Genomic DNA, 22782 nt, shown 5'->3' on the forward strand with positions numbered 1-22782 from the left:
ATTATATTTTAGCTGGCGGAGGCGCCCAGCAAATCCTTCTCATGATAGCGAGGCAGGCTGAAAGCGCCGGCTACGCCTGCAGCGTAGACCAATCCGGTTGCAAAACAGTATAAACCAAAATAACTGTTATCATGACCGGCATAAAAATAATTTGCAATCTCAATACCAATTGCCTGACAACACATGCTGATAAGGCTAATCATGGCATAAGCCGTACCCTTGCTGACAGGCGTTGAGAATAATATATACCGGTTAAGCGGTGCCGATGCTATGCCAAGGCTAAATCCATAAATAATGAAGCCTGGCATCAGCCATCTGAAATCCTTGCCGAACGCGAGCGGTGCCAATGCAGTCACGGTAAGGCCAATAACGGTTATAGTGCTGCCGAAGGTAATAATTTGCTTGATACTGTAGCGTTTAGTCAAATAATGTAAACACCAGTTACCAAAAATACCCGCACTAAATATAGGCAGTTGCCATAATGCATAAGTCAGGACAGACAATTTGGCCTCGCTGACAATAATAACAGGCGATATAGCAATCCAGGCAGCGCAGGGCGCACTTAACAGGCCTGCTGCGATAGCGCCGCTCAGATATGCCGGGTTAGTCAACAAGAGTTTATAGTTTTTAGCAACAATGCCAGGCGCCAGGGGAGTTTTGGGAATCTCTTTACCATCATGTTTCACTGCGCCGACTGGTTCAGGCATAAAGCGCCACAACCCCCAGAATGCGACTAATGCCAGCACGGCTATGCAGATAAAAATGCCGCGCCAGTTAAAATATAAAATAAAAATTGTACCGGCCAGCGGCCCTAGCAGTGGGGCTAGTGAAGCAACATTGCCTAATATCGCTGTTAACCGTATCGCCGCCATCTCTTCAAAAATTTCCTGTAAAGTGGCATACCCGATAACCCCGATGAAGCATAAACCCATTCCTTCAAAATAGCGGGCGAGAAGAAATTGAAACATTGAATTTGAACAGGCAATAAAACCGGTAAAAACGAAAAACAATAATGCGCCAAACAACATAACCGGTCGTCGGCCGACCGAATCGGAAACAGGGCCTAAAAATAATTGCAGACTCGCCCCACCCAGGATATAGACAGTCAATGAAGTGGCAATCGCAGACTCTGGACCATTAAATGACTGTACAACATGAAGCATGCCCGGCATGATCATATCATTAGCGATATAGGTTAAAAATTGGTAAAGTACCAGAAACGCGGCAAAGGACAGTGCTTGTCTGCGAGAGATAGCAATCAACGGATTTGACATAAAAGCACTCCTTTACCGAAACAGACTTGTTATTGTACACAAAATGATCATTGCTGTCATCCGAATTAAGCAGGGGTCACTAAAGAGGATTTGCATTATGGCTTTACCTTACATTCTGGTTTTATATTACTCCCGTCATGGTTCTACCGCGCAACTTGCCCAGTATATCGCGCGCGGAATTGAAGGAGTCGACGGGGTTGAAGCCCGATTAAGAACTGTGCCGCGGGTTTCGACGACTTGTGAAGCCGTATCAAGTCCCGTGCCTGACAGTGGGGCGCCTTACGCGACTTTGGATGATCTCAGGCATTGTCATGGCCTGGCATTAGGCAGTCCGACCCGTTTTGGTAATATTGCAGCGCCGCTGAAATATTTTCTTGATACCACAACACCCCTTTGGCTGGCCGGTGATTTGGTAGACAAACCGGCAGCTGTTTTTACCTCAACATCATCAATGCATGGCGGTCAGGAAACAACACAGACCAGCATGATGCTGCCTTTATTACATCATGGCATGGTCCTGTTGGGTATCCCTTATACTGAACCCGCCTTGAATAACACCCATACCGGCGGTACCCCCTATGGCGCTTCCCATGTTTCAGGGATTGAAGGCAAAAACCCATTGACTGACGATGAAATTACATTGGCTAAAAAATTGGGCAGGCGATTGGCAATTACCGCATTAAAACTGGCAATAAAACCACAGTAGGTGGGCTGTAAAGCCCAACATTTCCTTTAAATGAAAACCTTGATTACGCTACACTGCATCAAGGCTACCCTTGACTCCAGTAATCAACTCAATAATAGTTGCTAAAGTGTGTTTTTATTCCCTGATTGAGATACTTGTTTCATCAAGGTTATGCTTGACTCCAATAACTCCATAATGTATATTAAATTCTCATAATTTGAAGGCATTTATTCAGAGCGCATTATGAAAGTCCCGCAACATACATTTAACTACTCGTCTGAAATAACCGATTTTTAAGAAAGAGTACCTGTATGTTTAGTTTTTTCTCCCCTTTACCGATGATTGCAAAACGTTATATGTCATCTGTAGCCGCTGAATTCCGTTTGGCTAAAGCGAGCCAGACAGGCGAAATAATCAAAATTCTCTTAAAAAATGAACAGATGACAACCGAACATTTCTTGACGAATTTCAAAGACAAAATTGGTTGCCGCTATAGAAACACGTTATTTTTGGTAACAATGCCTACCAAACGGATCAATGGTGCATTTGAAGTCTTTCCAGGCCATAATTTGCTATTTTTTACCGATGAAAATGGCGCAGTTGATACGTCTGATGATGCATCCATCAGTAATAGACCTAATACTGCTGAAGTAATTGGGGAATATCCCCGTGTTCCAGACCAGCGTTTTAAAAACAAAGAGAATAAAGTGAAGTTGTATGCTCCAATGTTTACTTCAGTAGAAATGGAGTTTGCTGGTTGGTTAAAATATGCCAAAATCCAGTCGGGTTATCCGTTATATCTGCAGGCCTTGCCGGTAAGTTCGGAGGTGGCTAGTCAGATTAAAGGCAATATTGAGATAATAAAAGATTATAAGCGTTCTTATGCATTATTCAGTTACGTGGTCGATAAATATGAGAGGCGTTCTATCCCTGCCAATAATTGCAACCGTGCTGTGCAAGAGGCGGTTTTAGGTTTTTATTCAAAGGCGCAACTGCAAGATAAATCCTGTCAGGAAGCCGCTATTGAACTGGGAGGAGGATTTGCGGCTGATCCCAGGGAGCATCTGGCTCAGGCTGCATCTATAAAGCTCACTGATGGAATAGAGGCGTCGCCTATCCCAGAAGAAAATTATTATGCTTCGGCTACTTGTTAGATTTTTTCCGCAGCCAGCCGCTTAAATTACTGGTTAAGACATAAAAAACCGGGGTAAATAACAAGCCAAAAAAGGTTACCCCAATCATACCGCAGAATACCGCAACTCCCATAGCCTGCCGCATTTCTGCACCGGCGCCGGTTGCGATTACCAGCGGGAACACGCCGAGAATAAAGGCAAACGAGGTCATCAGAATGGGTCTGAGCCGTAATCTTGCGGCCTGTATTGCCGCTTTCCAGCGATTATTGCCTTGGTCCTCTAATTGTTTGGCAAATTCTACGATCAGGATTGCGTTTTTAGACGCCAACCCAATCAATACCATGAACCCGATTTGAGTCATAATATTATTTTCAGTATTGAGAATTTTCAGCCCAAAGAGCGAGGAAAAAAGACACATGGGAACAATCAAAATAACCGCCAACGGTAAAATCCAGCTTTCATACAAAGCAGAGAGCAACAGATAAACGAAGACAACTCCCAACGAAAAAGCAATCATTGACGTATTGCCGACCAATTTTTGTTGATAGGCCAATTCAGTCCATTCATAACCGATACCATCAGGCAGAATTTCAGCTGCCAGTTTCTCCATGGTAGCCAGAGCCTCTGAGGTACTATAACCCTGTTTTACATCGCCCATGACATCAATCGCCGGATAGAGATTATATCGTGGGAAGCGGGATGGGCCGGCGGTATTGGACATCGTGGCAACAGAACCGATTGGTACCATTTCACCCTGGCTGTTGCGTACTTTGAGGCGAAGAACGTCAGCCGGCGTGCGACGGTACTCAGCATCGGCCTGGGCTGTTACCCGGAACGTCCGGCCCAGGTAGTTAAAATCATTGACATACTTTGAGCCAAGATAGACTTCGAGTGCGCTTATCACATTCGCCACTGGAACACCCAGACGTTCCGCTTTTTCACGATCAAAGTCCAAATGCATACGCGGGGTAGAATTTTCAAACAGAGTAAATACCGATGTCGTTGCCGGCGCCTGATTCGCTTTTGCAATTAAATCCTGGGCGGCGGTCATTAATACTTTCGTGCCGCGTCCGCCTCTATCCTGCACCATCATTTTATAGCCGCCGCCATTGCCGATGCCGCGCACGGACGGCGGCGGAATAACAACAATAAAGGCCCCTTTTATTTTCGCCATTTCTGATCGGAGCTGATTCAGAATGGTATTATAACCAAGTCCGGCTTCATGGCGTTCATCAAATGATTTGAGGACTGGAAAAATTGCTGCAGCATTCGATGAGTTGGTAAAATTAGCGCCCGAAAAACCGGTAAAGGCAACCGCGTTTTCAATCCCTGGAATCGTTAACAGTTTTTTGGTGACTTGACGGACTATTTTATCGGTTCGGTCCAGGGATGCCCCTGTTGGCAACTGGATGGAAATAATGAAATAGCCCTGATCCTGGGCTGGAATAAAGCCTTGTGGAACCCATTTGAATAAAAACAGGGTAGTACTGATTAATACGGCATAAACGACTAACATTAGTGCCGAACGTCTGGTCATCGTGGCAACAATGGAGCCATAGCGATGAGAAATAAAATCCATAAACCGATTAAATCCCGCCAATGGCTTTTTCCACCAAATCGTGGTTTCCATGCTGGTAGAGTGTGGCTTAAGCAAGCGGGCAGCCAATGCCGGACTTAAAGTCAGTGAAACAAAAACTGAAAGCATGGTTGCAATTGCAACTGTTATTCCGAACTGCTTATAAAATTGTCCAGAGATGCCTTGAAGGAACAAGGTTGGGAGAAAAACGGCAACCAATACCAATCCAATCGCAACTAATGCTGAGCCAACTTCATCCATCGTCTTGCGAGCGGCTTCATAAGGTTTTAAGCCGTTGCTGATATTTCTTTCCATGTTTTCGACAACGACAATCGCATCGTCAACCACAATACCGATGGCTAGCACTAAACCAAACAGCGTCAGATAGTTGAGGGAAAAACCAATAATCTGCATAATGCCAAAAGTCCCAATCAGGGAAATGGGAATGGCGATAATGGGAATGATTGCCGCGCGCCAGGTCTGTAAAAATAGCAGAATAACCAGTACTACCAACACAATGGCTTCAAAAATAGTATGTTTTACCGCGTCAATAGACTGGGCGATAAAATCAGTCGGATCATAGGCAATATCGTAGGTCATCCCGGGAGGGAATTCTTTGGCCAGTTTTCGCATTGTGGCTTTGATTTTTTCCGCGGTAATCAGGGCGTTTGTTCCTGGGCGCTGGAATACCGGTAACGCAACGGCAGGGTATTTGCCAAGGTAGCCGCGGGTAAAATAATTTTCAGTACCAAGCTCCACTCGGCCTATATCTTTTAATTTGACGATACGGCCATCCTGCCCTGATTTAATAATGATATTTTCAAATTCAGACGGTTTAATTAATCGACCCTGCGTTTCAACATGATACTCAATGCCATATTGTCTAGGCTGAGGCTGATAATTGAGTGTGCCGCTCGCAACCTGGACGTTCTGAGAGCGAATTGCCGCTAATATTTCATCAGGCGTCAGCTCAAAAGAATTAATTAAATCAGGATTAAGCCAGATCCGCATGGCGTATGGACTGGCTCCGACAATGCGAGTATCGCCAACGCCCTGAATCCGTTTGATCTGATCAATAATATGGAGGACGGCATAATTGCCGATATAAGTTTGATCATAACGGCCATCAGGTGAAAACAGGTTAACAACCAACATCAAATCAGGCGAATTCTTGACGGTTGTGATCCCTAGCCGGCGAACTTCCTCTGGTAATTTCGGCTGAGCAATTGCAACCCGGTTTTGTACCAGTACCTGAGCCTGATCGAGATCAGTACCTAATTCAAAGGTAATATTAATCCGCAATTGTCCATCATCAGTGGCCTGTGAATCCATGTACAACATGTTTTCTACGCCGTTGATTTCCTGTTCAAGCGGAGTAGCAACCGTTTCAGCCACTGTTGTTGCATTGGCTCCCGGGTATTGGGCGTTGACCTGGATCGTAGGCGGTACAACGCGAGGATATTGTTCAACCGGTAAATTAAAATAGGACAAGCTGCCAATGATGACTACAATAATAGATAGAACAGCCGCAAAAATAGGCCGGGCAATAAAAAAATGAGAGATGTTCATAACAATTCCGCCTATTCCTTCAGGGTAGTCATTACCGGTTTTACTTCCTGATCAGGGCTTCGAATACGCTGAATTCCGCTGACAACTACTTTTTCATCGCCAGTTAAACCTGAACGAATAATATAAAAACCACTGTCGCGAATAGGACCCAAAGTCACATAGACCCGCTTTGCCCGGTTATTATTATCAACAACATACACAAACTGGTGTGATTGATCGGTATTAAGCGCGATATCCGGCAGCAAAATGCCTTCATACTCTTTACTGCCGATCAGGCGAACCCGGCCAAACAGGCCAGGATAAATAATTGCATCAGCGTTGGGAACAATGGCGCGTGCCTGAATGGTGCCTGTTCCGGTATCAACAACGTTATCAACGAAATTCATTGAGCCTTGATGCTTATAACTGTCTTCATCAGGCAATTTAATCATAATTGGATTAGGGCTTTCGGTGGAGCTTGGGCGTTTTCCGGAGCGATCAAGACGAATGTACTTGAGCAAGTCGTTCTGGCTTACCTCAAAATAGAAATAAATTGGATCAACTGAAACGATGCGGGTGAGAATGGTATCATCCATCTGAATCAAATTGCCCACACTGATGAAGTAGCGGCTGATTTTTCCGCTGATGGGCGCTTTAATCTCGGTAAACTCAAGTTGTAGCCTGGCATCATTAACCCGGGTTTCGGCCACTTGCATTTCCTGTTGGCGCTGGTCAATTGTTTCAGCCGAAATAAAACTGTCTTTTTGGAGTTTCAGCGCCCGTTCATATTGCTTTTTAGTCAGTTCAAATTGAGCCTGGGCGCGGTCAAGCGCATATTTGAAAGGGCGTTGGTCTATGATAAAGAGCACATCGCCTTTATTAACCATGTCGCCGTCTTTAAATTTGATTGCATCAAGGTAACCGGTAACCCGGGAGCGGATATCAACCCGTTCTATTGCTTCAAATCGTCCGGTATATTCATCCCATTCCGTAATTTTTTTCTTTAACGGCAAAGCAACATCCACTTCAGGCGCCTGCGCTTGTTGCGCGGATTGATTGCCCGAGTTGCAACCAGAAAAGTTAAGACAAAGCAGGGCTAAAAAACTGCTTCCAACCAGAATTCCTACCCTATTCATATGTATGCTCCCTGCAATGAAAATTGTCATCCCCGCGAAGGCGGGGATCCATCCATCAAACAAGGTAAGGAGCCTGCTTGAGAGATGGATTCCCGCCTTCGCAGGAATGACAGAATCCTTAATTTAATGGCTGTGAGGCTCTGTCTTAAATGCCATTTGATTATATAGCTAACCAACTCATCTAATACTAGCGTAAAAACCGCCTTAATAAAAATCTTCTTGTAATTCCCTGCAAGAGCCAGTAAGTTCAGAGTTTTTCTGAACCTCAGGTTTATATTGTGAGAGTAATAAGCTTTAATGCAAACGGCATAAGGGCTGCTGCCCGTAATGGTTTTTATGATTGGTTGCTGGCGCAGGATGCTGATTTTGTCTGTATTCAGGAAACCAAGGCACAAATTGCGCAACTGCTGCTGGAGCGAGAGTTATATCACCCGCTTGGCTATCATTGTGAATACTATGATGCTGAAAAAAAGGGTTACAGCGGTGTTGCCATTTACGCCCGCCACAAACCATTACGGATTGTAAAAGGAATCGGCTATGACTATTGTGATAATGAAGGACGCTACATTCAATTTGATTATCCGAAGTTAAGCGTTATCTCGCTTTATTTGCCCTCAGGCACCAGCGGCGATGAACGTCAGACCGTTAAATATGCGTTTCTTGAACGTTTTGCTGATCATTTGCAGGCTTTGAAAGCTGAGGGTCGTGAGCTCATTATCTGTGGCGATTATAATATTGCCCATAAAGCCATTGATCTAAAAAACTGGCGTGGTAATCAGAAAAATTCCGGTTTTCTGCCTGAAGAACGTGCCTGGATGGATCAATTATTTGGCTCAATGGGATTTGTAGATGCTTTTCGGGTTGTAAATCAGCAGGAAGAGCAATACACCTGGTGGTCGTATCGCGGACGTGCCTGGGAAAAGAATGTCGGGTGGCGTATTGATTACCAGGTAATTACTCCGGGGCTTATGGACAGTGTGCTAAGCGTTGCAATTCAGACTGAGGGGCGGTGGTCCGATCATGCTCCGTTAACAATCGATTATAAAGGGGAATGGTATGTTTAGGCTGGCAAGCTGGAATGTTAACTCTTTGAGTATTCGACTTGAGCATGTATTGACCTGGCTTGAGACAACCAATATTGATGTATTGGCACTGCAGGAAACCAAAACCGTTGATGAAAAGTTTCCGCTGCAAACCTTTACTGACCTTGGCTACCATGTGGTGTTTTCTGGCCAGAAATCCTATAACGGCGTTGCGGTCATCAGCCGGCATCCACTGACAGATATAGTGACTGATATCCCTGATCTGGAAGATCCCCAGAGAAGAATTCTCGCTATTTCTGTAGCGGGTTTGCGTTTGGTTAACCTGTATGTTCCTAACGGGTCTACAGTTGATTCAGAAAAATATTTATACAAACTGAATTGGTTACAGAAAGTAAAACAATTTCTTCAACAGCAATTACATGAATATCCTGAAGTAGCTGTTGTCGGCGACTTTAATATTGCGCCTGAAGACCGTGATGTTCATGATCCTGTTGAATGGCAAGGTTCGGTTCTGGTAAGCCCGCTGGAACGGCAGGCCTTTTCGGAATTCCTTTCTTTAGGATTACACGACAGTTTCCGGCTGTTTGATCAGGATGACGGTTTGTATAGCTGGTGGGACTATCGGGCGGCGGGCTTTAGACGCAACCGTGGTTTACGTATTGATCATGTCCTGTTAAATGAAACATTACGCTCAAAGTGTCTCAGTTCGCAAATTGATAAAATACCGCGCAAATGGGAAAGGCCTTCTGATCATGCCCCTGTTTGGGTGGAATTAACGCGCTAGTCCGCGCCTGACTTCGATTTATTTGAACTATACTTAGTAAACACCGGTTAGCCGTGAGTTAGTAATGGATAAAAGCAAGCTAGGCCAAACTCTGATAACTTTGAATATCGATGCCAGGACCATTCCTGGTCTTATTAACAACGAAAACCACAATCAGGAACAGATTGAACGCCTGATGTCCGATATGACTAAAGAACAATATGACCACGAGGAAATATTTGGTCAATTCTGTCAACTCGGCGCTTATATCGCTTGTCCGCCGGAAATGGCATTTGAATATTGTTCAAATGTGTTAAGTTTGGGTGAGTGGACATTCAGTATGCGTAATTTTGAATACATAGGGGGCCAAATCTGGCGTTCCGAGGAGCGCCTGGGTAAAAATACCTTTGTCTATACTAAGGTAAATGCTTATCCCGATTCAGGCGTGGTAGATTATTTATGTGCCTGGGATCAGGCTTTTGAATTATGGATGCGTTATTATTTCCGCTTTATCGATGCTCAACCTACACTGAATAAACCTGGTACAGTGGTACTTTGGACTAACTGCAAGCATCCATACTACGATCGCGCTACACCAGATTTGCCGGACTACATTAAAAAAGGCCACGAACAGACTAACCGAGCCTGGGTTGGCGATTTCTGGCACCAGTTTGATGCTATTCATAAAATTGAAATGAACAATCTCAAAAGAATTTTGGAGCATCGTTTTAAAGCAATGCACGCTGGTTTTATATGATAACTATTGCTGATTATTTAACTCGTTTTTTATACGAGTGCGGGGTTACTCACATTTTTGGCGTGAGTGGCGCTAACATTGAAGATTGCATCGATTCGGTTATTGCTTCAAAGTTACCGATAAAATTTGTGCTGGCCAAGCATGAGTTTAATGCGGCTTGTATGGCTGATGGCTATAGCCGGATTAATCGCCGATTAGGCGTGGTTTACGCCACATCTGGCGGAAGCCAGCTAAATCTCATTCCTGCCTTGGCTGAATCCTATGCTTCGCAACAGCCTGTTTTGGCAATACTTGGAATGCCCGTTACCAATCTTGCAGGGAAAGGCGCTTTCCAGGACGCTAGTGGTTTAAATGGCAGTCTCAATGGCGAGGCTCTATTTTCCTTGCTTGCGTCAAAATATTTTCACTGCCTGACCTCTGCTGATGAGTTTGCAACACAGCTGAAAAATGCTGTTAAAGCGGCTCTATCACCGCCATGCGGTACGGCAATTTTAATGATTCCCAAAGAACTGCAGCAGCAGAAGATCTCGTCGGTTTCTGTTGCCTGTCCGGATTCCATCTCCCCGGCAGAATTATTTAAGCCCGATGAGCGGCTTTATGATTTATGCCTTGCCGCCAAAGGCAAAACACTGGTTATTTTGGGGGAGGAAGTAAGGCGCCAGAATCTTGAGCAAGAGTTCTTAAGTGTAGTTGAGCGTTTAAATGCTTACGTAGCGGTGGTTCCAGAAGCAAAAGCAGACTATGACAATACCAATCCGCGTTTTGTTGGTGTAAGCGGGGTTGCTGGCCACCAGTCTGTAATTGAAACAGCGAATCAGGTCAAAACTATTTTCATTCTTGGCAGCCGGTTACAACTCATGGCCAGATTTGGTTTGGAGCCATATCTTCAAAGCCGGCAAGTTGTTTATTTAAATGAAAGCCCGCCGGCATTTGATATTGCTGCCGCACAACAAAATGGTTTTATCCAGGATCATCACTTAAAGCAGTGCCTGACGTGGTTAGCAGAAACATTACCGGTTTCAGTTGAACCATTATTGCATCCGCGGCAAGTGCGTTACGAGCCGATCCGGTATCTTGATAACAGCAGAACGTCTTCACTGAATTTTGAATCAATTTTTCAGTTGCTTGATAATTATATACAGCGTACTGATATTGTATATGCCGATGCCGGGAATACCGGAGGGGGCGCATTGCATTATCTGAAAGGCGGGCAGTATTTTGGTATTGCGCTTGGAATGGGCGGGATGGGGTATGCCTTGGGCGCCAGCATAGGCAGCAGTATCAGAGATAATACAATAAGCTGGTGTATTGCTGGTGATGGCGCTGTATTAATGCATGGCATGGAAATTCATACGGCAATAGAAGAAAATTTACCGATTCGTTTTATTATCTTGAATAATAATGCGCATGCCATGTGCTATACCCGAGAACATTTGTATCTCGGTACAACAGGAACATTCAATGTCTTTCGAGAAAGCCGTTACGGTCAGGGATTTGCCCATTTATTTCCCGGCTTTTATAGCCATGATGTAAAAAATATCGCTGAACTTGAAAATCATTTGAACTATTTACGCGGCTATAATAAACCGGCATTACTCTCTCTTGAAGTTGACTGCAAGGAGCTGCCGCCGTTTGCTCCTTTCCTGCAGCGGCTTAAGGAGCTCAAATCATGAAGGCAAAACTGATTCATGTGACTAATTTTATGCCTGAACGGATCATTAATAATAAAGCGTTACAACAGTCTTCGAAACAGGTCGATAGTGTGGGCAATAACCCTTTTTTTAAGGGCGTGGAAGAGCGGCGGTTTGCAAGTCCTGATTATAGTTCCGCCGATCTGGGTGTTGAGGTACTGAAGAAATTACTGGCCGAAACGGGCGTTGCGGCGGATAAAATTGATTTGATTATTATCAGCAGTATTTTCAATGATAGTTTTTGGCCGTCCATTGCATCAACAGTGCAGTATCGCGCAGGCGCCTGTAATGCAAGTTTTATTACTATAGATACCAGTTGCTGCTCATTTATTACCGGATTGCGTACAGCGGCTGCTTATATTCATTCTGGACAATGCAAGACGGTGGCTGTTTTGACAGTCACCAATTTTATATCCCGCCTGGCAGATTTTCAGCTTTCACCCCGTTCAGTTGTATTAGGGGATGGCGCTGCAGCTGCGTTAATGCAAGCGAATAAACAGGATTCGATCCTTGCTGTTGATGAAAAAGCCTTTGGTCAGAATTATGGTTTAATGCGTTTTGAGCCAGAAGAGATCAATGGCGTTTTTTACAATTATTGGGAACGGGGGTGTGGTCCAATAACGGTTAATTTTACTAAAGAATCGCTTGACCGTATTCGGCAAAATGCTTTTGATATTGTGCCGCAAATGATTAATTCTGTACTTGTAAAGGCGGGTTTAACAATAGCTGATATTGGTTGCTTTATTACACATCAGCCTAACCAGTTATTTCTCGATGTCTGGCGAAAGAAACTGGGGATTACACAGCAGCAAGCCCACGATACATTAAAAAAATATGGCAATATGTTTCAAGGTTCTATTTCCGTAACCCTGGCTGATGCTATTGAAACCAAACGAATAACCGCTGGTGAGAAGGTTGTTTTGGGAACCTTTTCAAATGGCGGCGATTTTGGCGCCGCGATAGTTTTGCAATTATAATTATGCTGAATCAGCCGCTAAAAAAGGCATCCCGAGCAAAAGAAGTAAGCACTGGATTCTGAATGTTCAGGTAAAAAAATTGATTTGACTGTACTATTCTGGTAATCTTGCTCGTCATTATATTGCGAATATGGTGCCTGGCACTGGATCAGGTGGCGATATTCATTTTTAAACATTAGAGAGTGGTATTATGAGAGATTCGATTCATCCAGATTATCAGGGTGTTAAAGTCATATGCAGTTGTGGTAATTCTTTCCAGACACGTTCAACTTTGAAAGGTGAACTCACCGTTGAGGTCTGCGATCAGTGCCATCCTTTTTATACTGGTAAGCAAAAACTGGTAGATACTGGCGGCCGTGTACAGAAATTCCGTGATCGTTACAAGCAACGCGAAAAAACAAAATAGTTTCCGTTTGTTCTGTTGTGTATATTAAAACAAGTTCCGACTGATACAGTAGATTTGTATAAATATGGCGCGGTCTTTATGCGCCATTTTTTTTCAAAAATCCCTATTCATATTTCAAAATTTTTTATATGATTTTCAGCCGGTTTGTCTGAATGAGAGTAAGCATTTTGGATGATAAAGAATTATTAAAACAACGTGCGTTGCATTATCACGAGTTTCCCACTCCGGGCAAGCTTGGGATACATGTGACCAAGCCGACCAATTCGCAAGATGATTTGAAGCTGGCATATACTCCCGGTGTTGCAGAGCCTGTGTGGGAAATTGCCAAAAATCGTGAAAATGCTTATCGTTATACAGCAAAAGGAAATCTGGTTGCTGTGATGACAAACGGTACTGCAGTGCTTGGGTTGGGTGATGTAGGCGCGCTTGCCAGTAAACCGGTAATGGAAGGGAAGGCTGTGCTGTTTAAGCAGTTTGCCGATATCGATGTATTTGATATTGAAATTGATGCTGATAATCCCCAGGCTTTTATTGCGACCGCAAAACGAATATCACCGACATTTGGCGGTATTAACCTTGAGGATATCAAGGCTCCAGAGTGTTTTGAAATAGAACAGGCTTTGATTGAGCAGCTCGATATACCGGTGTTTCATGACGATCAGCATGGTACAGCCATTGTTGTGGCGGCGGGTTTGCTGAATGCGCTGGAATTGCAGAATAAAAAATTGTCTGATGTAAAAATAGTTTGTATCGGAGCTGGTGCTGCCGGTATTGCCTCCATGCGGCTATTGGTTGCCATGGGTGCAACTAAGGAAAACATGCTGCTGCTTGATAGTAAAGGCGTTATTCATGCTGGCAGGGAAGATCTTAATGCGTATAAATTTGCGTTTGTCCGCACCACTGATAAACGTACACTTGCTGATGCGCTTGTTGATGCGGATGTATTTATTGGTGTAGCCAAACCGGATTTACTCAATGCCGAGTTATTAAAGCTTATGGCTCCAAAGCCGGTAATTTTTGCCTTATCAAATCCCGATCCGGAAATACGGCCTGAAGTGGCGCGTACAATTCGTGATGACCTGATTATTGCTACCGGCAGAAGCGATTATCCGAATCAGGTAAATAATGTACTTTGTTTCCCATACATTTTCAGGGGGGCGCTGGATGTGCGTGCCACCTGCATCAATCAGGCCATGCAAATTGCTGCTGTGGAGGCAATTCGCCAATTAGTACAAGAGCCTGTTCCACAAATAGTTAAGGATAACTACCCTGGTGTTGATAACTGGGAGTTTGGCCCGGAATACATTATTCCCAAACCCATCGATCCTCGTTTAAGAGAACGCGTCACGCAGGCTGTTGCCAAAGCAGCACGAGCCAGTGGCGTAAGTCGCGTAGATCATTCCTGATTCCTGGTCTCTGGAAGATCGTGCTTAACCAATACGTTAAGGAGTTTGTTTTGCATAGTACAAATGGTAAGAAGTATTTACTAATGGCTTGGCTAATATGTGGCCTGGGTGCTATTTATTACAGCTATGAGTATTTTCTAAGGATTTCGCCAAGTGTAATGGAACCTGCTTTGCGAGAGCATTTTAATTTGTCAGCGACTGGTTTTGGGTTATTATCAGCATTTTATTATTATGCTTATGTGCCTATGCAGTTGCCAGTAGGCGTACTGCTTGACCGTTATGGTCCCAGGCTATTGCTGACTATTGCCTGTATGGTTTGCGTTATTGGGACATTTTTATTTGCCTCTACCTCTATATTCTGGGTTGCTGCTACAGGCCGTTTCCTGGTTGGGTTCGGTTCGGCTTTTGCTTTTGTCGGCGTATTGAAACTGGCAACGATCTGGTTGCCGGAAGACAAGCTGGCGATGGTTTCGGGTATGGCGGCTGCATTGGGAACAATTGGGGCAATGATTGGCGACAATCTGCTGGGGCATCTGGTAAGACAAGTTGGCTGGAGTACAACAGTCAATTTAACCGCTTATTTTGGAATTGGCCTGGTGTTTGTTTTATGGTTTGGCATTCGCGATCGCAAAGGTTCGCAAAAAACCAGTGGAACAATTCATTCATTCCGCAAAAGCATGATCGATCTGGGCATTATTTTAAGTAACCGTCAGATCTGGATAAATGGCATGTTTGGTTGCCTGGTATACCTGCCAACCACAGTATTTGCCGAGTTATGGGGTATTCCCTACCTGAAACATGCACACGATCTGACGCAGGGCGATGCTGATTTTGCCAATTCCTTATTATTCCTGGGCTTTACCATTGGCGCACCTTTAATGGGCTTAATTTCAGATAAGCTCAAACGCCGCAAGCTGCCTATGCTGTTTGGCGCAGCCGGTGCTGCAATCATTATGATGATCGTGCTTTATATGCCAGGATTGAGCCTGTTTAATCTTAATTTCCTGATGTTTACTCTTGGTCTTTTATATAGCGCGCAATGTATTGTTTTTGCGGTTGGCCGTGAGTTGAGTCCAAACGAAGCCGCCGGTACAGCCATGTCAATTACCAATATGATTGTTATGCTGGGTGCAATGTTCCTGCAACCGCTGGTTGGTAAATTACTTGACTTCAGCCTGGCTACACACGCTGCAGCCTTGCCGGTTGGCAGTTTGTCAACAGAGAAGCTGCAACAGTTTTATACAGCTGATGATTATCAATTCGCATTGTCAATTATTCCTTTAGGGATAATCATTGCGGCCATATTGACGTTTTTCCTGAGAGAAACTTACGCAAATGCAAATAATTAATAATATCAGCAGAAAGCAGGCATTGTTTGGCAGCCTTGTTTGTGCGGTAGGCGCTTTTTTCTACTGCTATGAGTTTGTGCTCAGGATTATACCAGGTGCTTTGCAGAGTGAGTTAAGCGCAGCTTTTGGCCATATTTCAGCAACGACGTTTGGCCAGCTGTCCGCTTTTTATTACTTTGCCTATTCACCTATGCAATTGCCAGTCGGCATGTTGATGGACCGCTACGGCCCCAGACGATTATTAACCTTCGCCTGCTTCTGTTGCGCAATTGGTTCATTAATGTTTATGAATACTTCATCTATGCTGATAGCAGGCAGTGGCCGGTTTTTAGTTGGGTTCGGCTCTTCATTTGCCTTTGTTGGCGTGCTTTCGCTGGCAATGCGGTGGTTACCTAAACGCTACTTCTCCCTGGTGGCAGGTTTAATCACTACGCTTGGAATGCTTGGCCTGGTCTATGGTGAAGTCAAGATAACCGATATCGCCGTATCAATGGGTTGGCAACATGTCTTATCACTGATGGTGACAATCGGTGCTGTACTGACCGTACTTATCTTTCTGGTTGTCAGAGATAGCCCCGAAGGGCACGTTAACCACAAGCACCCGTTGCCCGAGTTTTTTGAGAATGTCTGGCATGTTCTTACTTCCCCTCAAGTGTGGCTAATCGGTTTCGTCGGCGCCTGTTTATACACTTCGCTGTCTGTATTTGGCGAGCTATGGGGTAAAAGCTACCTTGAACAGGCTCATCATCTGACAAAAGTAGAAGCGGCAAGAACTGTGTCGGCCATGTTTTTAGGATGGGCGGTTGGTGCGCCGGTGGCGGGCTACCTGTCCGATCGGAGCGGCAGAAGGGTATTGCCTTTGGTACTGGGAGCAGTGATGGGACTGATATGCATCAGTATTGTACTGTATTGCCCTGGTCTTTCTTATGTCAGCCTGAATATCCTGCTATTTTTGTACGGCCTGTTCAGCGCAACCGAAATTATTGTGTTTATTATGGCTAAAGAAAATAGCGGTGCCAAATTGTCTGGTACTGTCTTTGCTGCTACTAATATGATTGTGACGCTTGGCGGTGTGGTTTTCCAGCCTCTGGTCGGGAAATTACTCGATTCTTTTGGCGACAGCCATGTGGTAGCAGGCGAGCATATTTATTCAGTAGTCGATTACCAACTGGCATTGTCCGTGCTGCCAATTTCCCTGCTATTGGTTATGATTCTGGCGTTCTTTATGAAAGACTCCCGCTCCAATAATCACTAACCTTGATATTGAAAAAAAGCGTAGGTTGGGTCGTTTGACCCAACAAAAATATTCCTGGCCTTCCTCACCCTCTAAAAATCGCCACTAACTCATTAACCGGAACACGTTTCTCCCCATTACAACTAATAAGGCGTTCAACAGGAAAAGAAATAATATCACCCGATCGGTAATGAAAGCGGGTAAACTCAGTATCATGGTTAGATATAATAACAGTACACCCTTTTTCAGCACTGGCTATCGCAAGCCCAACCAAATCAATCTGATCCTGCTCAGTAAATTTTTTGCCAATATACGCAGAAAAATTAGCGCTTGCGGATAAGGGAACATAAGGCGGATCACAGTAAATTACATCACCGGGCTGGCTCTGCTGAAAAGTTTGCCGAAAATCGGATTTGATAAATTGAGCGGCCAGACTTTTTGCCAGAAAAAATTCCATTTCATTGCGGGGAAAATAGGGGCGATGATAAAGGCCAAATGGCACATTGAATAAACCTTGCTGGTTATACCGGCATAACCCGTTATAACCATGGCGGTTTAAATAAAGAAACAATGCCGCCCGCCGTTTGGATGCACGCAATTGATTAAATTCAGCACGTAATAAATAGTATTTTTCAGCACAATTATTTTCAGGAATGAACAACTGGGCACAATAATCAATAAAGCGGGTGCCTTGGGTTTGCAGGCACTGAAATAACATAACCAAATCGTTATTTTGTTCAGCCAACAGGTATTCAGTGTAATCGGAGTTTAGAAAAATGGCGCCAGAGCCGGTAAACGGTTCAATAAGGCGGTTACCGGCTGGTAAGGCTGCCAGTATTTTATCAAGACAGCGGAATTTGTTGCCGGCCCATTTTAAAAAAGGTTTGGTTTTTTGCATGAATTCAAATTACTGCGGTAAAACGGGTTATTTTTATTGCCGTTAGTATGACTTAATCTTGTCAAAACAGCTAGTGGCTTTACTCCTATTGCTTGCATACCATGGCAAGATCGCACAAAATACCCCTACTTTAATAAATGAGTTTTAGATGTGGATGAATTAGCCGAAATCCTGAGACCCTCCTGGGGCTCTGAACAATGGATTCTTGAAGGTTGGAATATAATCAGTGCTGAAGAGAAAGCAATCATTAAAGGCAGAATTGATGAATTGTTTTGTGACGGTTTGCCCTTTGAGCTCAAACATCCCAAAGTCCTCTATATATATGCTTTCTCCCTATTAGCCCAGCTGGAAGTATTGGCTATTCAGGTGCCGCTGAAATTCGAATCGCGTATGTCAACACCGGAGCATCGCGCTGCCATGCGACAGCAGTTGCTGGATGAGATATTTCACGGTCTGGTGTTTACTAAAATCCTATATATGCTCTGTGAACCTCATGCGAGGCCGCCTGCGTATAATGAAAATATTGAAATTACCTGTAATTTTATCCGTAGTGAAGAATGCCCTAAAGTTGCCATCATGTTGCTTAACCTGATTGGCGAGGGCTGGATTGAAGAGATTTTTTATAGTTTCGAACGTCAGCAGATTGCACCTAAAGTATTTGCCAAAATCATAGAAGACGAACATCGCCATGTATGCGAGGCTGATTTGTATCGTGATATAGGTATGCCTGCTCTGGAAGAGGTTCAGCCCAAACTGGCCTATCTGGAAGAGCAGTTGCTGATGAATATTTTCAGTCAATATAAATATATGTTCTCCGTCTGTACGTTGTTAGGTCCTAAAGGCACGACAGAATTTACTCAGGCCCTACAGCGCAAGCATCAGCAACAGTTGCAGAAAATTAATCTTGAGCCGAGCGAAAACTGGAAGTTTTATGTAAAGTTTACCAATGACTTATCGCCGCGCATTCAGGATTTTACCAAGGCTCATCTTGAAGTTCCAATGTCGCCTATCCGTAAAGTATTCCTGACGCAATGGAATGATCCTGGCGATCCGACTATGGTTGGGCAATTTGATATTGATGTCAGCGCTATTGATTTTTTCAGTAAAAAATATCCGCCAGAAACGATTACTACTTTGATGTTGCAGACTATCAGTATTGGCTTGGCGGAAAATGATCCGTTTCGTATTTTTTTGAGTATGAAAAGATTATACCAGGCAGAGAAAGCGTATACGGGTCTGATTGTGAAATTACCCGACTGCGGTGATCAGATTGGTATGATTGTCTTTGAAAACTGCCATCTGATGACCCTGCGTGAGTTGGCATTAAGGATTCGTTCAGCTATGCGGATGATGGTCTATTGCTACCAAAAACGCGCCCAGCTGGAAGAGATGTATCCCGAGTTGCTTGAGTATTCCGAGACCTATCTGTATAGCCTGTTTAATGACAGCTATGGTTATCCTGTACCCGGGATGCCTGTCGTGTCGTTAAGTAATATCGGATTTTGCGGTTATACCCAATCAAAATCGCCTCTGCGCCGAAACGAGGCCATGAAGTTTACCCTTATGGAGGTGCAGCGTAAGCCTGTCTGGGATAATGAAACCAATCAATTTAAGCCGCGCGATATGTTGCCCGTCTCAATCAGTGCCGACCATCGGATTTTTGACGGTAATTTACCCATTCCCCGCGTGACTGTTGATTACTTTAATAAAATGTTCAGCAAAATGTTGGAAGAGCAGGAACTGCCGGTAACCAAAACCGATCCCGAGCTGGAGAGTCAACTGGCCAAAGCAGTAGAAAAGATGATAATACGCAGCCCGGATACAGCATACGCAGTTTTATACGGCCTGCAAACCTATTGGCTTGATTTTGTCTCAATGCACGAACTCTTTAACCACCCTTTACTAAAAGAAGCTGCAGATTACTACAGTTAAAATTTCGTGAGAAAACGTTGGGCGGTAAAGCCCAACATTCCAGTTACGTTAGACTCGCCAAAACCAGCAAAAACACGGCTACCAACCCCATAACTCCCAACATCAACTGCCCCCCAGGCACCAGATGCAAACTGACATCGCCATCAGTACGCCGGGCTTGCCATGCCATAGCGGAAGGCAGCAACAACAGCAACATCACGCAGCATATACCGGCATAATTAAAGGCCTGAATATAAATGCCGGGATTAATCAGAACGACAGCCAGCGGCGGTACAAAAGTCAGCAACAAAGTTGTTTTCCCCTGCAAGCCGGTTTTCTTAAGAGTCAAGCCATCCGCCAGAAAATCAAATAATCCGATAGATACGCCAAGAAAAGCCGTGATCATGCAGATCGAGGTAAAAAATCCAAAGAATCCAGTAATAATCTTGCTTTGAATAACATCGCTTAACGCATCAGTCAGGCCGCTGGTGGCATGCTCTGTGTGCATCAGGGCGATAAGGCCATTGCTGCCATCCCGTTGGATAACGCCCATAATCACCGCATCCCATACAATATAACAGACTAGAGGGATCAACGAGCCAAACAAAATAACCTTGCGTAAAGCTGCCGCATCATCATTAAAATATTCGCGCAGGCTTGGAACAATAGAAGCAAATCCAAACGAACTGACTAAAATCATCAAACTGCCGGTAATTGCCTTGGCAGTACCGCCGCCCAGCATAAGCGGATCAATATGTGGGCTGATAATAACCACTAATAACAGGTAAACGCCCAGTTTACCGAACATCAAGCCGCGATTAACATAGTCAACCGCTTTTATTCCACTGTATACAACCAGGCTGAAAATGGTGGTAAATAGCAGGGTAGTAACCCAATTAGGCAAATCAATTGATGCCCGGCGCAACAATCCTCCAAGCACATCGCTACCGCCAGAAATATAGGCTGCCAGCAGGGTGTAAAGCAGAAGCAGGTAAGATATCCAGGCAATGATCTGACCAGGAAGTCCCAATGTGCTTTTTGCCATCGAGACCATATTACTGCCAGCAGGCAAACGCAGGTTTACCTCTAGTATCAGCAAGGCGCCAATAGTCATTACAAGCCAGCAGGTAACCAGAAAAAAAATTGAATTAGTGAAGCCGACTTCAGCCGTTGAGACAGGAAGGGCAAGCATACCTCCCCCGATTGAAGTACCGACAATCAACAGAATGCCACCGATAAGTTTGGATTTTGACACAGCATTGACTCTTGTATAAAAATAATACAATATGTTAATTTATTATGACAAAAAAGTCAATATCCCAACTGTTTATTCTGCCAAAACCTATAATTTTTGTCACGTATTATAATGAATGTGGATCCGTTCCTGCCCAACATGCCTCTTATTGGATGCGCCCTCTACGTTTTTAATCAATTTTGAACTATAATTTCCATACTGTCATACGGAAATAAAGACAAAATTCTCGCATTCACAGCCAAAATAAGGAAACATCATGCCAATCGAAGACATTTTAATAACATATGAAAACAAATCGAAAGACCCTTATTATGCAAATTATAGCCCGCTTCAATGCGCTATTTTTGATGGTGCGTTAGAAGATGCTCAAGCTCTTATGCAACACTATAAGGCTAATAAGACGTTAAATGATCAATTAAGCTTCGTAGCCAACGATACTAAAGAGAATATTCTGCAAATCGCTATAAAGCACCCAAAAGTTCTGGAATACTGTTGCCAGACAATCAAGGGCGCTAATCCATGGTTGTTTACCAAATTGGTTGAGCATAAAGATATTGGCCAGGACAACCTTTTTCACCAGATTGTCGAATTTGGCAGAGTTGAATCTTTCAAGCTATTGAAGCCTGTTTTGGATACCTATGTAAGGCCAGGCAAAGTGCAAGAATTATGGCTACAAAAAAATGAGCACAAGGAAACACCCGCAGACATTCTGCATAATTATGAAGGTTCAAAAACAATTCAACAGATGCAAGCAAAAAATTATATTACGCCAGAGGATGCGAAAGCAGCGTCCAAATGTCGTACAAATCTTGAAGCCGAATTCCAGGAAATTCTACCCGAGCCACCCAAAACTGGCATGTCAATGTAATCATGAGCGTAGATACTATGTAGAAAAGAAAAGCCAATAAGGTTATCTTTTGTCAATTTTTAATCCACTACGATAAAAGGAGACAAAGATGACCTTATCGGCTAAAGAGCATGTTACACCAAAAGGCGCTATTTTGTACATGGCGTTAGAGTTATCAAACACTAAATGGGTGATAGCGTTTGGCACAGGAACAAAGACCAGGAAAGTAACGATTGAAGCGAATGATATCGCTGGGTTGCAGGCGGAATTGAAGGTAGCCCAAGAGAAACTGAAATTAGAGTCTGTGAGCGAGGTAGTGAGTTGTTACGAAGCCGGCCGAGACGGATTTTGGTTACATCGGTGTTTGGAAAAGCATGGAATCAAGAATGTGGTAATTGATTCATCCAGTATCGAAGTGAGTCGGAAATCGCGTCGAGCGAAGACCGATGGCCTGGATGCGTCGCAATTGTTAAAGCAGCTAATAAGCCACGTGCGGGGCGATGTTAAATTTCATGTGGCCCGGGTGCCGAGCGAGGAGGAGGAGGACCGGCGTCGGATGCACCGGGAACGAGGCCGGTTAAAGAAAGAGCGCACGAGCCATACGAACCGTATCAGAAGTCTGCTGAACTTATATGGGATAAAGTTCAGCGGAACAAAGGATTGGACATCTTACCTGACGGCGGTAAAAGATTGGCAGGGGAATCCGCTATTGACGCACCAGAAGGAGGAACTACTTCGCGAAGTAAAGCGCCTGGAGTTGGTGGAATCGCATTTGAAGGCGTTGGAATCGCGAATGCAGCAGTTATTAAAGGAATCGCCAGAGCCAGTCTATCGCCAGATAGAGCAGCTCAAACGGTTAAAAGGGGTTGGCGATGTGAGCTCCTGGATGCTTA

General features: G+C 44.2%; 19 protein-coding genes. 14 read left to right on the plus strand and 5 right to left on the minus strand.

What is annotated here, in order from left to right; translation table 11 throughout:
* Window positions 1-8: 8 nt before the first annotated feature.
* Window positions 9-1274: an MFS transporter gene (locus ACFORL_RS03290; RefSeq protein ID WP_382341072.1), complete on the minus strand. Its 1266-nt coding sequence runs from the start codon at window positions 1272-1274 to the stop codon at window positions 9-11.
* A gap of 97 nt (window positions 1275-1371) precedes the next feature.
* Between ACFORL_RS03290 and wrbA the strand changes: the two genes are divergently transcribed.
* Together wrbA and ACFORL_RS03300 are read left to right on the plus strand one after the other, a co-directional pair.
* Window positions 1372-1980 carry an NAD(P)H:quinone oxidoreductase gene (wrbA, locus tag ACFORL_RS03295; protein WP_382341074.1) on the plus strand — a complete coding sequence of 203 codons (609 nt, stop codon included), beginning with the start codon at window positions 1372-1374 and terminating at the stop codon, window positions 1978-1980.
* A 290-nt stretch (window positions 1981-2270) separates the two neighbouring features.
* Window positions 2271-3113, plus strand: coding sequence for a hypothetical protein (locus tag ACFORL_RS03300; protein WP_382341076.1), 843 nt, complete (start codon window positions 2271-2273; stop codon window positions 3111-3113).
* Here the strand turns inward: ACFORL_RS03300 and ACFORL_RS03305 are convergent.
* Together ACFORL_RS03305 and ACFORL_RS03310 are read right to left on the minus strand one after the other, a co-directional pair.
* Window positions 3103-6237 carry an efflux RND transporter permease subunit gene (locus ACFORL_RS03305; protein WP_382341078.1) on the minus strand — a complete coding sequence of 1045 codons (3135 nt, stop codon included), beginning with the start codon at window positions 6235-6237 and terminating at the stop codon, window positions 3103-3105. The genes ACFORL_RS03300 and ACFORL_RS03305 overlap by 11 nt on opposite strands.
* A gap of 11 nt (window positions 6238-6248) precedes the next feature.
* A complete protein-coding gene (locus tag ACFORL_RS03310; protein ID WP_382341080.1) occupies window positions 6249-7352 on the minus strand; it encodes an efflux RND transporter periplasmic adaptor subunit in 1104 nt (367 codons plus the stop codon).
* Window positions 7353-7630: 278 nt separating this feature from the next.
* Here ACFORL_RS03310 and ACFORL_RS03315 point away from each other — a divergent pair, with 278 nt between their 5' ends.
* The 9 genes from ACFORL_RS03315 (at window position 7631) to ACFORL_RS03355 (ending at window position 16999) form a co-directional block, all read left to right on the plus strand.
* Window positions 7631-8416: an exodeoxyribonuclease III gene (locus ACFORL_RS03315; protein ID WP_382341082.1), complete on the plus strand. Its 786-nt coding sequence runs from the start codon at window positions 7631-7633 to the stop codon at window positions 8414-8416.
* On the plus strand, window positions 8409-9179 hold the full coding sequence (gene xth, locus ACFORL_RS03320; RefSeq protein WP_382341084.1) for an exodeoxyribonuclease III: 771 nt from the start codon (window positions 8409-8411) through the stop codon (window positions 9177-9179). Before ACFORL_RS03315 ends, xth begins: the two co-directional genes overlap by 8 nt.
* Before the next feature lie 64 nt (window positions 9180-9243).
* Window positions 9244-9915, plus strand: coding sequence for a hypothetical protein (locus ACFORL_RS03325; RefSeq protein WP_382341086.1), 672 nt, complete (start codon window positions 9244-9246; stop codon window positions 9913-9915).
* Window positions 9912-11588 carry a thiamine pyrophosphate-binding protein gene (locus tag ACFORL_RS03330; protein WP_382341088.1) on the plus strand — a complete coding sequence of 559 codons (1677 nt, stop codon included), beginning with the start codon at window positions 9912-9914 and terminating at the stop codon, window positions 11586-11588. Before ACFORL_RS03325 ends, ACFORL_RS03330 begins: the two co-directional genes overlap by 4 nt.
* Entirely contained in the window at window positions 11585-12583 is a 999-nt protein-coding gene (locus ACFORL_RS03335) for a 3-oxoacyl-ACP synthase III family protein (RefSeq protein ID WP_382341090.1), read from the plus strand. Before ACFORL_RS03330 ends, ACFORL_RS03335 begins: the two co-directional genes overlap by 4 nt.
* A 190-nt stretch (window positions 12584-12773) precedes the next feature.
* Entirely contained in the window at window positions 12774-12989 is a 216-nt protein-coding gene (rpmE, locus tag ACFORL_RS03340) for a 50S ribosomal protein L31 (RefSeq protein ID WP_382341092.1), read from the plus strand.
* A 152-nt stretch (window positions 12990-13141) separates the two neighbouring features.
* Window positions 13142-14395, plus strand: coding sequence for a malic enzyme-like NAD(P)-binding protein (locus ACFORL_RS03345; protein WP_382341094.1), 1254 nt, complete (start codon window positions 13142-13144; stop codon window positions 14393-14395).
* 50 nt (window positions 14396-14445) lie between these two features.
* On the plus strand, window positions 14446-15744 hold the full coding sequence (locus tag ACFORL_RS03350) for an MFS transporter (protein WP_382341096.1): 1299 nt from the start codon (window positions 14446-14448) through the stop codon (window positions 15742-15744).
* Window positions 15731-16999 carry an MFS transporter gene (locus ACFORL_RS03355; RefSeq protein ID WP_382341098.1) on the plus strand — a complete coding sequence of 423 codons (1269 nt, stop codon included), beginning with the start codon at window positions 15731-15733 and terminating at the stop codon, window positions 16997-16999. Before ACFORL_RS03350 ends, ACFORL_RS03355 begins: the two co-directional genes overlap by 14 nt.
* Before the next feature lie 64 nt (window positions 17000-17063).
* Here ACFORL_RS03355 and ACFORL_RS03360 read toward each other — a convergent pair whose 3' ends face one another.
* On the minus strand, window positions 17064-17876 hold the full coding sequence (locus ACFORL_RS03360) for a Dam family site-specific DNA-(adenine-N6)-methyltransferase (protein ID WP_382341100.1): 813 nt from the start codon (window positions 17874-17876) through the stop codon (window positions 17064-17066).
* A 150-nt stretch (window positions 17877-18026) separates the two neighbouring features.
* On the opposite strand from ACFORL_RS03360, the gene ACFORL_RS03365 reads away from it, so the two are divergent.
* Complete coding sequence (locus ACFORL_RS03365; RefSeq protein WP_382341102.1) at window positions 18027-19808, plus strand: 2-oxo acid dehydrogenase subunit E2; 1782 nt, start codon at window positions 18027-18029, stop codon at window positions 19806-19808.
* Window positions 19809-19851: 43 nt separating this feature from the next.
* Here the strand turns inward: ACFORL_RS03365 and ACFORL_RS03370 are convergent, their stop codons facing one another.
* The gene (locus tag ACFORL_RS03370; RefSeq protein WP_382341104.1) at window positions 19852-21042 is read right to left on the minus strand and encodes an amino acid permease; all 1191 of its coding nucleotides are present in this window, start codon (window positions 21040-21042) and stop codon (window positions 19852-19854) included.
* 256 nt (window positions 21043-21298) lie between these two features.
* Between ACFORL_RS03370 and ACFORL_RS03375 the strand changes: the two genes are divergently transcribed.
* The gene (locus tag ACFORL_RS03375; protein WP_382341106.1) at window positions 21299-21910 is read left to right on the plus strand and encodes a hypothetical protein; all 612 of its coding nucleotides are present in this window, start codon (window positions 21299-21301) and stop codon (window positions 21908-21910) included.
* A gap of 88 nt (window positions 21911-21998) precedes the next feature.
* On the plus strand, window positions 21999-22782 hold a 784-nt coding region (locus ACFORL_RS03380; RefSeq protein WP_382341108.1), incomplete at its 3' end, for an IS110 family transposase.

It is taken from the genome of Legionella dresdenensis, from assembly GCF_042649825.1.
GTDB classification, from domain to species: Bacteria; Pseudomonadota; Gammaproteobacteria; order Legionellales; family Legionellaceae; genus Legionella_C; species Legionella_C dresdenensis.

Coding starts and splice junctions, on each gene's coding strand:
- ACFORL_RS03330 (WP_382341088.1), top strand. CDS start 9,912: ATGATAACTATTGCTGATTATTTAACTCGTTTTTTATACGAGTGCGGG.
- wrbA (WP_382341074.1), top strand. CDS start 1,372: ATGGCTTTACCTTACATTCTGGTTTTATATTACTCCCGTCATGGTTCT.
- ACFORL_RS03305 (WP_382341078.1), bottom strand. CDS start 6,237: ATGAACATCTCTCATTTTTTTATTGCCCGGCCTATTTTTGCGGCTGTT.
- ACFORL_RS03310 (WP_382341080.1), bottom strand. CDS start 7,352: ATGAATAGGGTAGGAATTCTGGTTGGAAGCAGTTTTTTAGCCCTGCTT.
- ACFORL_RS03375 (WP_382341106.1), top strand. CDS start 21,299: ATGCCAATCGAAGACATTTTAATAACATATGAAAACAAATCGAAAGAC.
- ACFORL_RS03300 (WP_382341076.1), top strand. CDS start 2,271: ATGTTTAGTTTTTTCTCCCCTTTACCGATGATTGCAAAACGTTATATG.
- ACFORL_RS03355 (WP_382341098.1), top strand. CDS start 15,731: ATGCAAATAATTAATAATATCAGCAGAAAGCAGGCATTGTTTGGCAGC.
- ACFORL_RS03325 (WP_382341086.1), top strand. CDS start 9,244: ATGGATAAAAGCAAGCTAGGCCAAACTCTGATAACTTTGAATATCGAT.
- ACFORL_RS03335 (WP_382341090.1), top strand. CDS start 11,585: ATGAAGGCAAAACTGATTCATGTGACTAATTTTATGCCTGAACGGATC.
- rpmE (WP_382341092.1), top strand. CDS start 12,774: ATGAGAGATTCGATTCATCCAGATTATCAGGGTGTTAAAGTCATATGC.
- ACFORL_RS03290 (WP_382341072.1), bottom strand. CDS start 1,274: ATGTCAAATCCGTTGATTGCTATCTCTCGCAGACAAGCACTGTCCTTT.
- ACFORL_RS03345 (WP_382341094.1), top strand. CDS start 13,142: ATGAGAGTAAGCATTTTGGATGATAAAGAATTATTAAAACAACGTGCG.
- ACFORL_RS03360 (WP_382341100.1), bottom strand. CDS start 17,876: ATGCAAAAAACCAAACCTTTTTTAAAATGGGCCGGCAACAAATTCCGC.
- xth (WP_382341084.1), top strand. CDS start 8,409: ATGTTTAGGCTGGCAAGCTGGAATGTTAACTCTTTGAGTATTCGACTT.